Annotated in this window: 12 protein-coding genes and 1 pseudogene; 6 read left to right on the top strand and 7 right to left on the bottom strand. The window is 69.5% G+C overall.

Going from position 1 to position 14,389, the window contains the following annotated elements:
* The first annotated feature begins 42 nt into the window (after positions 1-42).
* Complete coding sequence (locus G3I56_RS07315) at positions 43-744, top strand: DUF6445 family protein (RefSeq protein WP_164408042.1); 702 nt, start codon at positions 43-45, stop codon at positions 742-744.
* 48 nt (positions 745-792) lie between these two features.
* Here the strand turns inward: G3I56_RS07315 and G3I56_RS07310 are convergent, their stop codons facing one another.
* Positions 793-2,049 (bottom strand): amidohydrolase, encoded by a 1,257-nt coding sequence (locus G3I56_RS07310; protein ID WP_164408208.1) that lies wholly within the window; start codon positions 2,047-2,049, stop codon positions 793-795.
* 315 nt (positions 2,050-2,364) lie between these two features.
* On the opposite strand from G3I56_RS07310, the gene G3I56_RS07305 reads away from it, so the two are divergent.
* Positions 2,365-3,072, top strand: a complete 708-nt coding sequence (locus tag G3I56_RS07305) for a class I SAM-dependent methyltransferase (protein WP_343239888.1) — start codon at positions 2,365-2,367, stop codon at positions 3,070-3,072.
* A gap of 56 nt (positions 3,073-3,128) precedes the next feature.
* Entirely contained in the window at positions 3,129-3,515 is a 387-nt protein-coding gene (locus G3I56_RS07300; protein ID WP_164408041.1) for a VOC family protein, read from the top strand.
* A gap of 23 nt (positions 3,516-3,538) precedes the next feature.
* Here the strand turns inward: G3I56_RS07300 and G3I56_RS07295 are convergent, their stop codons facing one another.
* The 4 genes from G3I56_RS07295 to G3I56_RS07280 form a co-directional block, all read right to left on the bottom strand.
* A complete protein-coding gene (locus G3I56_RS07295; RefSeq protein WP_164408040.1) occupies positions 3,539-4,774 on the bottom strand; it encodes a hypothetical protein in 1,236 nt (411 codons plus the stop codon).
* 98 nt (positions 4,775-4,872) lie between these two features.
* A complete protein-coding gene (locus G3I56_RS07290; protein ID WP_164408039.1) occupies positions 4,873-5,808 on the bottom strand; it encodes an N-acetylneuraminate synthase family protein in 936 nt (311 codons plus the stop codon).
* Positions 5,809-5,821: 13 nt separating this feature from the next.
* Positions 5,822-7,141 (bottom strand): N-acylneuraminate cytidylyltransferase, encoded by a 1,320-nt coding sequence (locus tag G3I56_RS07285; protein WP_164408038.1) that lies wholly within the window; start codon positions 7,139-7,141, stop codon positions 5,822-5,824.
* 50 nt (positions 7,142-7,191) lie between these two features.
* The gene (locus tag G3I56_RS07280; RefSeq protein WP_164408037.1) at positions 7,192-8,508 is read right to left on the bottom strand and encodes a DUF6716 putative glycosyltransferase; all 1,317 of its coding nucleotides are present in this window, start codon (positions 8,506-8,508) and stop codon (positions 7,192-7,194) included.
* Positions 8,509-8,705: 197 nt separating this feature from the next.
* Between G3I56_RS07280 and G3I56_RS07275 the strand changes: the two genes are divergently transcribed.
* From G3I56_RS07275 to G3I56_RS07265, 3 genes are all read left to right on the top strand, one after another.
* On the top strand, positions 8,706-9,686 hold the full coding sequence (locus tag G3I56_RS07275) for a glycosyltransferase family 2 protein (RefSeq protein ID WP_164408036.1): 981 nt from the start codon (positions 8,706-8,708) through the stop codon (positions 9,684-9,686).
* Positions 9,686-11,059 (top strand): alpha-2,8-polysialyltransferase family protein, encoded by a 1,374-nt coding sequence (locus G3I56_RS07270; RefSeq protein WP_164408035.1) that lies wholly within the window; start codon positions 9,686-9,688, stop codon positions 11,057-11,059. The genes G3I56_RS07275 and G3I56_RS07270 overlap by 1 nt, the downstream gene beginning before the upstream one ends.
* Before the next feature lie 187 nt (positions 11,060-11,246).
* On the top strand, positions 11,247-12,428 hold the full coding sequence (locus G3I56_RS07265) for an acyltransferase (RefSeq protein ID WP_203689359.1): 1,182 nt from the start codon (positions 11,247-11,249) through the stop codon (positions 12,426-12,428).
* Positions 12,429-12,482: 54 nt separating this feature from the next.
* Here G3I56_RS07265 and G3I56_RS43640 read toward each other — a convergent pair.
* Both G3I56_RS43640 and G3I56_RS07255 read right to left on the bottom strand, forming a co-directional pair.
* Positions 12,483-13,820: pseudogene (locus G3I56_RS43640) on the bottom strand (polysialyltransferase family glycosyltransferase); the annotation flags it as partial.
* Positions 13,817-14,284 carry a hypothetical protein gene (locus G3I56_RS07255; protein WP_164408033.1) on the bottom strand — a complete coding sequence of 156 codons (468 nt, stop codon included), beginning with the start codon at positions 14,282-14,284 and terminating at the stop codon, positions 13,817-13,819. The pseudogene G3I56_RS43640 and the gene G3I56_RS07255, both read right to left, overlap by 4 nt.
* Between the last annotated feature and the right edge of the window lie 105 nt (positions 14,285-14,389).

The raw sequence follows: 14,389 nt of genomic DNA, 5'->3' as shown, positions 1-14,389 counted from the left end.
TACGGACAAAAGTAAAACCAGGCCCGCCCTACCTTCTGACCCATGCCCCCACAGCCACCACCTCCCTTCCGGGCCGCCCCTGCCCGCCCCGCCCTCCCGGTATTGCCCTACCGCAAGCCCACCAAGGGCCGCGACTACTGGGTCCTGGACGATGTCCTGCCCGGCGTGGACGCCGTGCGCGAGCAGTGTCTCGCCAAGGACGACTGGACGAAGGGCCACCCCTACACCTCGGAGAGCTGGCCCGGACTGCGGGCCATGCCGGGTCTCGAACCAGCCGAGCTGGGGCGGATCGAGCGGCTGGTGAGGCAGGCGACCGGTGCGAAGGAACTCTGGGTGCAAAAGGCCCCCGGCGGCGGCACCCTCAACCACAACTGCGTCCAGGTGGTCGGCGAGGGCGAGAGCACGCCCCGCCCGCACACGGACTCACGGGCACTGTGCCGGTACGCGGCCGTGCTCTACCTCAACCCGGGCGTCCCCAAGGACTGCGGCACCAGCTTCTTCCGCCAGTCCCTGCCCGGCGGACGGCTCGGCGGCAACACGGTCCAAGCCCCGCACAACAATTTGGTCGAGGCGCTGGGCACCCGGTTCGTGGCACCGGACGCCTTCGAGGAGGACGTACGCGTCCCGCACAAGTACAACCGCCTGCTCCTCTACAACGCCAACCTCGTGCACAGCGCGACCGGTTACTGCGGGACGACAATCGAGGAGAAGCGGCTGACGGCCGTCTTCTTCTGGATGGCGTGAGCCCGTCCGAGAAACAGGACGCACAGCAGGCACCGTTCCCCGGCCTTCCTACTTCTGTCGCTCCTGCGCGTCGATGAGCGCGGCGGCGGTGAAAAGTTCCACACCGACCGTGATCGCGTACTCGTCGGCGTCGAAGTCGCCCTGATGCAGATCGCGCGATCCCCGCTCCCCCGGCCTGCGCACGCCGAGCCGGGCCATCGCGCCGGGCACGTGCTCCAGGTACCAGGAGAAGTCCTCGCCGCCGAGGCTCTGCGCGGTGTCCTCGACGGAGTGGGTGCCGCGCCGGGCGGTCATGGCGTCACGCAACAGCTCCGTGACCTCCGCGTCGTTGACGACGGGCGGCACCCCGCGCACGTAGGTGATCTCGGACTTGGCCCGGTACAGGCCGGCGATCTCGTCGATCGCCGCGTGGACGAGGTCGGGAGCCTGGTGCCAGGTGTCGAGGTCGAGGCAGCGGACGGTCCCGGAGAGCTCGGCGTGCTGGGGGATCACGTTGCAGGCGTGCCCCGACTCGATCCGCCCCCAGGTCACCGAGAGCCCACTGCGGGCGTCGACGCGCTTGGCGACGAGCGCGGGCACCTCGGTGGCGACGCGGGCGGCGGCGGCGACCAGGTCGGTGGTGAGGTGGGGGCGCGCGGTGTGGCCGCCGGGGCCGTCGAGCGAGATGTCCAGGCGGTCGCACGCGGAGGTGATGGGACCGTGGCGCAGCCCGATCCGCCCGGCGTCGACCTTCGGGTCGCAGTGCACGGCGATGATCCGGCCGACCCCGTCGAGCGCGCCGGACTCGATCGCGTCGGCGGCGCCGCCGGGCAGGATCTCCTCGGCGGGCTGGAAGAGCAGCCGCACCGGCCGCGGCAGAGCGCCCTGCCGGTGCAGCTCGGCGAGGACGAGCCCGGCGCCGAGGACGACGGTGGTGTGGACGTCGTGGCCGCAGGCGTGGGCGCGGCCGGGCACGGTGGAGCGATACGCGCAGTCACTCTTCGTGTCCGGGATGGGGAGGGCGTCGATGTCGGCGCGCAGGGCGAGCGCGGGCACGGCGGTGCCGCCGTCCTGGCCCTCGGGGTCGGCGCCGATGTCGCCGATGTCACAGATGAGCCCGGTTCCGGTGGCGAGCACGCGCGGCTTGAGGCCGGCCTTCTCCAGCCGTGCCTTGATGGCTGCGGTGGTGCGGAACTCCTGGTTGCCGAGCTCCGGGTGCATGTGCAGGTCGCGCCGGAACGCGACAAGCTCGGCGCGCAACGCCTCCGGCAGCGTGCCGGGAAGCGCGGCTTCCCCGGGGAGATCGGCCTCGGACTCTCGGGACATCATGTGGTTCACCCTCTGAAGGGTAGGACGCCCGGGCGGTCGGCTGACCAGGATCAACAAAATTTCAACCTGTTAGAGGAAGAAAATCTGACCGCCGGAGGCATACTCGCGAACTGGAACGGGTAAAATAGCGGCCCTTTCCCGGCAGCCACTTGCGTTTACCTCCGTCCACGATGCCACGCCGTCCACCGCGCCGACGGGACTGTCCACCCACCGAAACGTCCGGGGTCACGGCACATGAACATTGGCCCACAGTCTCCGCCGCCCGCTTAAACGCCCCTTGGGCCGCACCGCCCCCGGGTAACGTGCACCCCCGTGACCGCCCCGAACCAGGCGTCCGTACCGGACTCCATACAGGCCGCCGTACCGGACTCACCGGACTTCCTCCACGCCACCCGCGCGTCCTACGACGCCATGGCCGCCGACTACACGGAGCGATACGCGGACCACTTGGCGGATCTTCCCCTGGACCGCGCCCTCCTCGCCGCCTTCGCCGAGCTGGTGCGGGCGCAGGGCCCCGCGCCCGTCGCGGACATCGGCTCCGGCCCCGGCGATGTGACCGCGAGACTGCACGCCCTCGGCGTCCCGGTGTTCGGCGTGGACCTGTCCCCGCGCATGGTGGCGCTGGCCCGCCGGGCCCACCCCGGGCTCCGGTTCCACGTCGGGTCGATGACATCCCTGGACCTCCCGGACGAGACCCTGGGCGGAGTCCTGGCCCTCTACTCGATCATCCACGTCCCGGACGCGGCCCTGCCCACGGTGTTCGCGGAGTTCCGCCGCGTCCTGGCCCCCGGCGGCCATGTCCTCCTGGGCTTCCAGACGGGCTCCGACGACGGCCCCCTGCACCTCGCGGAACGCTTCGGCCACGAGATGTCGCTGGACTACTGGTTCCGTACGCCCGACAGGGTGGCCGGACTCCTGGCGAAGGCGGGCCTGACTCTGCACGCGCAAACGGTCCGCGAACCGTACGAGGGCGAGATCCGGCAGCGCGCGTACCTGCTGGCGCGCAAGCCGTCGGCTTAGCCCCGGGTCGGGAAATCGGGCGGACGACCGGCCGTCCACGCCCGCATCATGCCCGTATGGCACGCCTCCAGGACATCGTCGTCGACTCGGCCCACCCCGCCTCGCTGGCCCGCTTCTGGGCCGCCGCGCTCGACGGATACGCCGTCGCCCCGTACGACGAGGCCGAACTCGCCCGGCTGCGGGCGCTGGGGATCGATGGTCCGGAGGACGACCCGACGGTCCTGCTGGAGCCGCTGGACGGGGGTCCCCGCATCTTCCTCCAGCGCGTTCCGGAGCCCAAGCGCGTGAAGAACCGGCTCCACCTGGATCTGTCGGCGCCCGATCCCGCCACCGAGCTCGACCGGCTCACGGCGCTGGGTGCCACCGTCTTCGCCCGCCACGACGACCATGTGGTCCTGCTGGACCCGGAGGGCAACGAGTTCTGTGTGACGAGGGACACCTGAAGAGTCTCAGGGGACACGGGTGCTCAGCCCGTCGCCTTCGCTTCCTTCACCGGCTGGTCCGACTCCGTCGACACGCGCTGCACGTCCCGGGCCGAGCCCGTGACGCCCGACAGGAACCCCTGCGCCCGCGGTGACGCGTTCGCCGTGAGCCAGGCCGGGTCGATGTCGCAGACGGCGACCTTGACGTCCGTGCCCGCCAGGGCCAGCGGGAGCGTGTGGACGACCGTCGAGGGGAAGCTGAGGATCGTACGGCCGATGGGGCCGCGGCGGGCGATCAGTTCCAGGGGGAGGTCCGGGCGGACCACCTCCAGGCCCGTGCAGGCCGCCAGGTCCTGGAGTTTCTCGGCGCTCTCCCGGCGGTGGGCGAAGTAGCGCGTCACACCGTGGGTCTTGGCCAGGGTACGGACCGCGTCGCGGTAGCGGTCGGCGTCGACCACGCCCGTCTCGACGAGCGACGTACCGACCATGTCGGCGCCCTCGGAGATGACCGGGGGGCCGAAGCGGGAGCGGGTCCAGGCGAAGTCGTTGGACGTGACCTCGACGCCTTTGGGGGTCTCCCCGATCGGCATCGAGGAGAAGATCTCGACCCGGCGCCTGCCGCCCGGGGTCAGCCGGCGGCGGGCCTTCGACGACACCGGGATGAACAGCAGGTCCCGTGCTCCGGGACGCTGCGACTTGCGATGCCAGCGCACCAGGCGCTCACCGCGCGCGAGCTGGGAGACGAACTCCATGGTCGCCGTGCCGTCGTCGACCACGACGAGGTCGCGGGCCTTGGTGATGTTGAGAAGTACCTGTACGTAGCGGGAGAACGGGTCCCCCATCACGATCCGCTCCGTCCTGCGCAGCAGGGGGGCGAGACCGCCGATCGTGCGGAAAGGGGCCGAGGTTCCGGCCCGCGCGTCCTCCCAGCGGACCTCGTGACCCTCCTCGCGGGCGAGTTCGGCCATGCGGCGCAGCTGACCCCGGGTCATCGGGTCGACCGGGGAGAGGACCACCAGGGTCAGTCCGCCACCGGCGGGTTCCCGGTGGATCTCCGGCCGGCTCCGGCCTCTGCGCCAGCGGCGCGACGCCTGTCCGGGGACCCTTCTGGAAAATTTACTCTTTTTGCGGGCGGAAACAGCCGGCGCCGGACCGCCGGCCCCCTCCGGGCTGAGCGCGTGCGCATGCACATGCGCCCATTCCAGCACGTTCAGAAGCTGGACCGGGCTCTCGACAAAGGCGAGAGTTTGGGGGCCGGTGGTACCGGCGCGTGGGCTCATCGACGTACGACCGTCGCTTCCGTGAGTACGGACTGGGGGATCCGCGTGGACGACAGTGGTCACCGGCTGGCGCCGGTGAGGCCGCTGAGTGCTGCGGATCAGGCAGTGACGGGCTCGCCCGCCGCAGCCGCGACCTCGGCGTCGGCGATGACGCCGGTGACGCGACGGAGCTTCTTCATCGGGCCGATCTCGGACTCGTAGACCTTCTTGACACCGTCGCCGAGGGACTCGGAGATGGTGCGGATGTCACGGACGAGGCGGACCAGACCCTGCGGCTCGACGGAGGCGGCCTGGTCGGAGCCCCACATCGCGCGGTCGAGGGTGATGTGACGCTCGACGAAGGTGGCACCGAGGGCGACCGCGGCCAGCGTGGTCTGCAGGCCCGTCTCGTGGCCGGAGTAGCCGATCGGGACGTTCGGGTACTCCTTCTCCAGCGTGTTGATCACGCGGAGGTTGAGCTCCTCGGCCTTCGCCGGGTACGTCGACGTCGCGTGGCAGAGCAGGATGTTGTCGCTGCCCAGCACCTCGACCGCGTGACGGATCTGCTTCGGGGTGGACATACCCGTCGACAGGATGACCGTACGGCCGGTCTGCCGGAGGGCGACGAGCAGCTCGTCGTCCGTCAGGGACGCGGAGGCGACCTTGTGGGCCGGGACGTCGAACTTCTCCAGGAACGCGACGGCCTCGGTGTCCCACGGGGAGGCGAACCAGTCGATGCCGCGCTTCTTGCAGTGCTCGTCGATCTTGCGGTAGTCGTCCTCACCGAACTCCACACGGTGGCGGTAGTCGATGTAGGTCATGCGGCCCCAGGGGGTGTCGCGCTCGATGTCCCACTGGTCGCGCGGGGTGCAGATCTCCGGGGTGCGCTTCTGGAACTTGACCGCGTCGCAGCCGGCCTCGGCGGCCACGTCGATCAGCTTGAAGGCGTTCTCAAGGTCACCGTTGTGGTTGATGCCGATCTCGCCGCAGATGTACACGGGCTGGCCGGGGCCGGCGGTCTTCGAGCCGAACGAGCGCAAGCGGGTGGAGGTCATGACTTTTGGTTCCTTACTTCTTGTTGAGGGGGTCGAGAGAGGGGCCGAGGATCCAGCTGGCGATCTCTCGGATCGCGCCGTCGCCGCCGGGAACGGTGGTGACCGCGCGTGCGGCGCCGCGCACAACGTCGTGGGCGCTTGCGACCGCCACGGGCCAGCCCACGAGGGCGAAGCACGGGAGGTCGTTGACGTCGTTTCCGACGTAGAGCACGCGCTCCGGCGCGATGCCCTGCTCCTCGCACCACTGCTTCAGTGCGAGGTCTTTCCGGTCGATGCCGTGCAGCACGGGCAGCTGTAGCTTCCGTGCGCGGGCGGCGACGACCGGGTTCTTCTCCGAGGACAGGATCAGCATATTGAGGCCGCTCTTGCGCAGAGCGGCGATGCCGAGTCCGTCACCGCGATGCACGGAGACGATTTCCCGTCCTTCGGAGTCGATCAGCACCCTGTCGTCTGTCTGGGTGCCGTCGAAGTCGAGTACGACCGCGTCGATGTCGTCGGCGGTCGGGAGGGCGCCGGGGCGGTTCGCGTCGAAGAGCGTCGCGAGGGCCCGGGCGCGGGCGAGGTCGTGCGGGTCGTCGATCTCCAGCACGCGGGCCGGGTCGGTGCGCACGGGTTCGGTGTGACCGAAGAAACGGTGCTTCGACTTGCGGAAGCCCGTCGCGTCCATGGCGTAGACGGCGCCGGTCTCCAGGAGGTCCTGGGGGCGGTCCTGGCGGCGCGGCCGGAAGGACTTGTCGTGATTTACACCATAGCCACCGCCGCCGACGGTCACCGTCTCGGTGGCCACGGAGCCGGTGCCGCCCTCGACGGCCGTGAGCTCGCCGGGCGCCGGCTGCGGGTCGTCGGCGGCGTCGCGCCAGATGAAGCCGTGGAAGGGCGCGACGGTCAGCGCGCTGTCCGCGCCGTTGTGCACGACCGCGTTCACCACGCCGTCGACGTCCTCGCGGATGATGAACGGGCTGGTGCACTGGACGAGCAGGACCACGTCGACCTTGGCGTCGTGCAGCGTCTCGTGGGCGTCCATGGCGTGCAGGACAGCGGCCTCGGAGGTCGCGGTGTCACCGGCGATGGCGGCGGGGCGCAGCACGACCTCGGCGCCGGCCTGGCGGGCGGCGGCGGCGATCGCCTGGTCGTCGGTGGAGACGACGACGTCCGTGACCAGCTTGGCCGCGAGGCACTCGCGCACCGCGCGGGCGACCAGCGGGACCCCTCCGACGGGCAGCAGGTTCTTCGCGGGCACGCCCTTGGAGCCCCCTCTCGCGGGGATCACTGCGAGCACGCGGGGCCGCGCGGTCGCTCGGCCCGCTTCCGGGTTGGACTCCGGGTTGGACATTGCCTGTACTCCTTGACGCTCTTCGCGTGTTCGACGGGGGATCCGGTGGGTCACAGTTCCCCCATCCGCCGGATCACGGGCGCGACGCGCTGCACGCCGTGCCGGTAGGCGCCGCGGGCCGCGCGACGCACGATCTGCCGCACCGCTCCCGGCTCCTTGTCGGCGGCCGGCGCTCCGGGCAGCGGAACGCCGTCGGGGCCGAGGTGGTGCCGAGCGAGAATACCCGGCAAATATCCGGGAGCCGTCATCGGTGTGTAGTACGGGGCCAGGGGCGGAAGCTTCGAGGATCCCAGAAGACGGTCGATCCTGTCGCGTGCGGCGTCGAAGGCCGTCTCGTACGAGCCATCTGCGGCGACCCCTTGCCGGGCCACCCACCCGGCATCGGGAACGGGCTGGTGACCGGCGTCGAGCTGCTCCCAGGAGGCGAGGCAGCCGGAGCCCACGAAGTGGTGGTTGCCGAGCGCCTCGCGCACCCCGAGGTCGCTCAGCACGACGGTCGGGATGCTGCGGTGCAGGGACTCCAGGGCGGCCGTGGAGCTGATGGTGACCAGCAGGTCCGTGCGGTCCAGGACCTCGCCCATGTGCCCGTATACGAGCTTGAAGTTCGGCGGAAGGTCGGCGCGCTGGGCCAGTTTCTGGTAGGGCAGTTCCTCGATGTGCGTGGTGTGCTCGCCCGGCTTGGAGCGCAGCTTGAGCAGCACCTCGCGCTCGGGGTGCAGCTTGGCGTGCTGCACGAGCCGGTCGAGGAGATACGTGCGGTCCTTGCGGCTCTCCGGGACGGAGGGCTGAGCGGCGAACACCACGGTGTACGGGTGACCATGCTCACCTGTGTAAGTCGCGCCACCCAGGAACGGAAGTGCGACTTCGGTCACAGATGACGAATCGGCGCCGACTCCGTCGTAAACGGCCTTGAAACGGTCGGCGTCCTGGCGGGAGTTCGCGAGGACCAGGTCGGCGCCGTGCCGCAGCAGAAGACCGTCAGTGAGCTTTTCGTAGACGACCCCGACATAGCCGGTGACGACGACGGGGCGCAGAGCCGTGTCGTCCCACACCTGCGCCAGACCGTGCAGCATCGCCTGGACGCCACCGCCGACCAGAGCGAGCACGAGGATGTCGTACGGCTCCTCCTGGTCCATGGCCCGCAGGAACTCCAGGGCGGTCACCTCGCGGAGCGAGTCCGCCCTGACACCGACCTCCTGGAGCTGGCGGGCGGTGGGGGTGGCTCTACCTCTGAGGAGGTAGCCGTCAAGATGAATGTCGGAATTATCAGGAGAAATACGGCTTGCTGTGAGCGCACCCCATTTCCACCGAGTGTCGGAATCGGCGAGGACGGCAACCCTCATGGGGCTCGTGGTACTGGCTGGCACGCCCAAGACCTTAAGCCGACATGGGGTGCTTCCACCCAATCCCAAGGCAACAAAGAGTTAACAAGGGGTCGCCGCAGCTTGATTCGAAGCGTCATACATACAGAAACCCCCTTGATTCACCAGGCCGACACACGCAGTTCGCCCCGCATCAAACCCTGGGTAAAGTAGGAGGTCCGAAGAGGCTCTAACCTGGACCCGTGGTCAAGCTCTCCGTCATCGTGCCGTTCTACAACGTGCAGCAATACGCGCCCGACACTCTGAAGAGCCTCCGCGCCAACGCGCGAGAGGACTTCGAGTTCATTCTCGTCGACGACTGTTCTCGCGACGACACTCCGGACATCCTCGCGCGCGCAGAGCGCGAGCTTCCGGGCGCCGTGCTGGTCAGCCACGAGAAGAACGGAGGCCTGGCCACCGCCCGCAACACCGGTATCGACAAAGCGCGTGGCGAATACCTCACGTTCCTCGACGGCGACGACTGGCTCGCGCCCGGATATTTCCCCCAACTCCTCGCCGCAATTGAGGAGTTGGGCTGCGATTTCGTCCGTACGGATCATGTGCAGTGCACCGGAAGGGCACGCACGATCCACCGGGTCCCTCATGGTCGGCGCAAGGTGGTGATGTCACCCCGGGACGCGATCCTGCCGACCGACCGCTCCACGTCCGTCGACTACGCCTACGCCTGGGCGGGCATCTACCACCGCCGGCTCGTCGACCGCGGAATCCTGCACTTCACCGACGGGCTGCGCACGGCGGAGGACCGGCCGTGGATCTGGAAACTGCACCGGGAGGCGGAGTCGTTCGCCGCGGTGGGACTGCTCGGTGTCTTCTACCGGCGCGGGGTCATGTCGTCCCTCACCCAGATCGGTGACGTACGGCAACTGGACTTCATCCGGGCCTTCGACCAGGTGATCGAGGAGACCGCCCGGGATGTGGACGCCGATAAGCTGCTGCCCAAGGCAGTGCGCACCTACTGCGCGATCATCGCCCATCATCTCGGATCGATCGAGAGGTTCGAACCCGCCGTGGCTCGAGAATTGCGCACACTGAGCTCCGCCGCCCTGAAGCGGATGCCGCAGGACGTCCTCACGGAGGCGATCAACTCCATGGACGCCCAGCGCGCCGGCCGGCTGCGCCGGGTACGGCGCAGGCCCGTTTCCGCCGGGACGGTGGCCGGCTGATGGCTCGCAGCACTCAGATCTTCTGCGCGTCCACGCTGTACGGCGCCGCCACGGTGGCCGCCGCGCTCGACGCCGGGCTGTTCGAACCGGCCGACCGGCGGCTGCTGCTGATCACCAACAACGCCGCCGCTCCCGAGATCACACCAGGCCTGGATGAGATGTCCGGGTTCGAGCGGATCCGTGAGCGTTTCGACGAGGTGCTCTCGTGGAACGAGACGATCGCCCCGTTCCACCCCAGCGGCTGGAGCCCGCGCGCCGACGACATCCCCATATGGGAGCGGCACCTGCGGCTGCTGTGGAATCTCGGTGACGACGACGTCCGCCTGGCCGTCGAGTCCGTCCAGGTCAATCCCGCACTGGCGCTGTGCCGGTTGTTCACCGGCTCACCCGTCGACGTCTACGCGGACGGCCTCATGAGCTACGGGCCCACTCGCGACAAGATCGACCCGCTGGTCGGCACCAACATCAGACGGCTGCTGCACCTCGATCTCGTACCGGGGCTCAAGCCGCTGCTGCTCACCGAGTTCGGGGTGGAGCCGGAACTGGTGCCGTCCGAGGCGTTCCTCAAGGTTCTCGGTGAACTCGGGGAGGCCGCGCGTGAGAGCGACGGCGAGACGGTCGCCGCGGCCGGCTCGACCGACGGGCCGGCCCTGCTGCTCGGCCAGTACCTTTCGGCGCTCGGCATCCTCACTCCCGAGGAGGAGGAGGAGCTGCACCTTCGCATGATGCGCGGTGCCGTGGCACGAGGACACCGCCGGATCGTCTTCAAGCCGCACCCGGTCGCGCCCTCGCACTGGTCGCGCACACTGGAGGACGAGGCGAAGAAGCTCGGCGCCGAACTCACCGTGCTGGACCGGCCCGTGCTCGCCGAGGTGATCTTCCAGCACGCCCGGCCCTCGCTCGTGGTCGGCTGCTTCTCCACCGGACTGCTCACAGCGGCCGGGCTGTACGGGATCCCGGTCGCCCGGGTCGGCACGGACACCCTGCTGGCGCGGCTCGCGCCCTACCAGAACAGCAACCGGGTGCCGCTGGCCATCGTCGACGCGGTGCTGCCCGATCTGGAGGACGGTCCCGCGGTGGCCAAGTGGGCGATGCCCACACGCAAGCAGGTGGACGAGGACCTGACCGGACTGGTCAAGGCCATCGGGTTCGCCATGCAGCCGAAGATCTATCCGCAGCTGCGGCCGGCGGCCGAGGCCTACCTCTCCACGCGGCTCAACGCGCACACCTGGCGCTACTTCAAGCGCCGCCGTCTGACCGCGCTCGCCCTGCCCGGCTCCGTACCCGTGCAGCTGGCGTTCATCCCGCGCAACGCGACCGTGCGCCGCATCGCTCGCCGGGCGCGTGCGCTGGGCAAGACGGTGAAGAAGTAGAAGCGGCCTCGACCGTACGACAGCCGCCCCCCGTTTCGTTGCGAAACGGGGGGCAACCCATGTACGCCCTCGGCTGTCAATACACTGTCCTATCCTTCACCCGTACAACTCCTGTGTGGATGCCGTGCGCTGCCCCTGACCCCTTCGGTCCCTGCGGCCCACAGCCCTTGTCCCGAAAGGCTTCACGATGACCGCGGCCGACCAGACCATGGCACCCCCGCATCCGGCATCGCCACAGGGTGCGCGGGCAGGGGAAGCCGAACCTGCTTCCGCCCCGGCCGTGCCCGCTCCGCGACGGAGCGCAAGCCGTCTGCGCGCACTGGACGGCCTGCGGCTCCTGGCCGCCCTCATGGTCTGCCTCTATCACTACGCCGGCAGAGGCGGCACGGTCTCCGAATCCTGGACCCAGTCGCCCGGCCTGATGTTCCCGACCCTGTCCCAGGCCGCGACCTACGGCTGCCTCGGTGTGCAGTTCTTCTTCGTCATCAGCGGCTTCGTGATCTGCATGAGCAGCTGGGGCAAGACGGTCGGCGACTTCTTCCGCTCACGTATAGCCCGCCTCTATCCGGCGTACTGGGCCGCGATCGTCATCATCACCGTCGCCGCGTTCCTGCTGCCCGTGGTCGTCCACCCGCTGCGGACCGACGAGATCATGGTCAACTTCACGATGCTGCAGCAGCCCATGGGCGTGAAGCGGGTGCTCGGCGTGTGCTGGACGCTCTGGGCCGAGCTGCGCTTCTACGCGCTGTTCGCGCTGCTCGTGGTCTGGAAGGGCGTCAACTACCGGAGCGTGGTGATCTTCTGCCTCCTGTGGACGCTCGCCAGCGGGCTCGCCGGGGTCACCAAGGACCCGCTGGTGAACGCGATCGTGATGCCGGAGTACGCGCACTACTTCATCGGCGGCCTGGCGCTCTTCCTGATCCACAAGTTCGGCAGCGACCTGCTGACCTGGGGCATAGTCGCCGTCTCGTTCCTGATGGGGCAGCGCTACGCGACGACGTCCCTGTGGCACCCCGGCGCGACCGGCGACTTCCACCGCAACCCGCAGGTCATCCAGCTCATCGTCCTGCTCGCCTTCGTGGCCGTCGCGGTGGTGGCGCTGGGCTGGCTGAGCTGGATGAACTGGCGCTGGCTGACGGTCGCGGGGGCGCTGACGTACCCCTTCTACCTGATCCACGAGCACCTGGGCTGGTTCTTCATCCGCGTGCTGCACCGGGGACTCGGCCTGGACCCGTATCTGACGCTCGCCGCCACCATCACGAGCATGCTGGTCCTGGCCTGGGTGATCCACCGCACGGTCGAGAAGCCGTTCGGGCCCCGGCTGAAGCGGACGATGACGGTCCAGGCGGCCCGTTTCCGGAAGGCCTGAACCGGCCCCACCGTACAGGCGCGGCGCTGCCCCACGGGGGCGGCGCCGCGCCTGTACGGCACGGATACGCCGTACGACCTTCCGTACCGTCGGGTTGCGGCGCAGCCTCCGAGCGCGGACCGGGCTGCCGCCGGGGAGCTGAAGACTGGTCAGGCGGCGGCGCTTGAAGTAATGGGTGTTCGCCGCCAGTTGGGTGGTCAGCCAGGCGGCGACCTCGTCGCGCAGGCCGGGGTGTTTGCGGGACTGCATGCAGTACCCCACCGCGCGCACCAGCGGCGCCAGCCGCTCGGCCGCACCGGCGTCGACCGGCGTGCCCATGAAGTCCGCCGGCCCTCGCTCGGCGTCGGGGAGCGCCGCGTCGATGATGGTGAGCGGGACACGGTTGCTGTTCTCGTACGGTGTGATCCGGTCGAGGAGCGCCTCCGTACCGACGCGGGCGGCTGGAATGCCGTAGAAGGTCACGGCGGTCATCAGGGCGGTGGAGAAGCAGCCGATGACGAGCGACGGCTTCAGGTACGCGAAGACCGTCTCGGCCAGCACCGGCTCGCGCAGCACGGTCAGGTGCACGGCCAGCTCCCTCGCGGCGGTCTCCAGGGAGCTGGAGTACGCGGCCGGGGCGCTGGGGTGGGGCTTGAACAGGATGCCGGTGTGGCCGGCCTTCGCCGCCGCGCACAGCATCCGTACGTGCAGCTGCTCCTCTTCCTCCTGCGAGATGAGGTCGATGGCGGAGAGGTACTGCCCGAGCAGCACGGCGGTGGGCCGGTTTTCGGCCGGTACGCGCTCGGCGACGAGGTCCGCGCCCTGCTCACCGATCTCGTTCAGTACGGCGACGATCGGCTCGTTCGGGATCGCCACCGGCTCCACGCCGTACTCGGCGAGCAGCATGGGGCGCAGGCCCGGTATGAGGTCGAGGTGCAGGACGCGGGCGATGCGGGTGCTCATGCCGTGCGGGATGCGGTTGCGGGTGGGGCCGTAGCTCATCAGTCCGTCCGCATAGACGTGGATCGGGCTGTCCGCGAAGATCTCGGCGACCGCTCGGGAGGGGTTGGCCTGGATCGACTCGCAGGCGATCTCGACGGGCTCGTCGCCGAGGTTCCAGGCGAGGCGTACGGCACTCTCCCACATCGGAGTGTCCCTGGCGGTCGGGGACCAGGCGGCGGGGTGGTGCGGGTAGACGAACTCGTTCCAGGAGCGCACCTCGTCGAACTCGGGGCGCAGCGTCTCGAAGCCCGCCATCCGGTCCAGTGGGGTGCCGACCTCGGGGTTCGCGGCGGCGTTGCTGACCACGAGGACGCGTCTGTGGTCCACGCGCGGGCCGAACAGTCCGGCGCGGATCGCTGCGGTGACGGTCGCCGCGGCGTACTGCGTCGCCGCGAGGAAGATCTGGATCATGCCGCGATCACCTTCATGCCGCCCCGCAGCATGCGCACACGGGTCTCGCCCATGCCGACGAGAGCCTCACGGAGCTCGTCCTCCGTCATCCGGTTCAGCGCCCCGGCGCTCAGCCGGCGCGGCCTCGCGGCCACGCTCCGCTCGAACCGGTCTCGTTCGAGCAGTCGGTGCGCGATGGCGACGCAGTAGGCGCGCAGCGCCTTCTTTCGCAGTCGCCGGGCCTCGGGGTCGTCCGCCCAGGCGTACGGGTAGCCGACCATGGTCGGCTCGTCGACGGGGAGGATCGAGTCGCGCGGGTCGAGGGCGATGTGCCGACGGCCCTCGGGGGCTCGGTGGACGGCGCGTTCGATGTCCGTGACCTGGACGTGGTCGTTGTTGACGAGGCTCGTCACCGTCGCCGGGACGCAGGACTCGACGTGGTGACAGGGGACGATCACGGAAAGTGTCGGGGGGCGTACGGTCACGGGTGCACCTGGGCTCTCTCAACGGCAGACCGACTGACATGAGGCGATGCGCGGGCGCCGGACGCCGGCTCTTCACTTCCGGTCCTACTGCCGTGGACCTGTGCT

The organism is Streptomyces sp. SID12488, from assembly GCF_010548275.1.
Lineage (GTDB): Bacteria > Actinomycetota > Actinomycetes > Streptomycetales > Streptomycetaceae > Streptomyces.
Note: the sequence above shows the minus strand (reverse complement) of the source record. Positions and strands in the feature narration are given on the sequence as shown.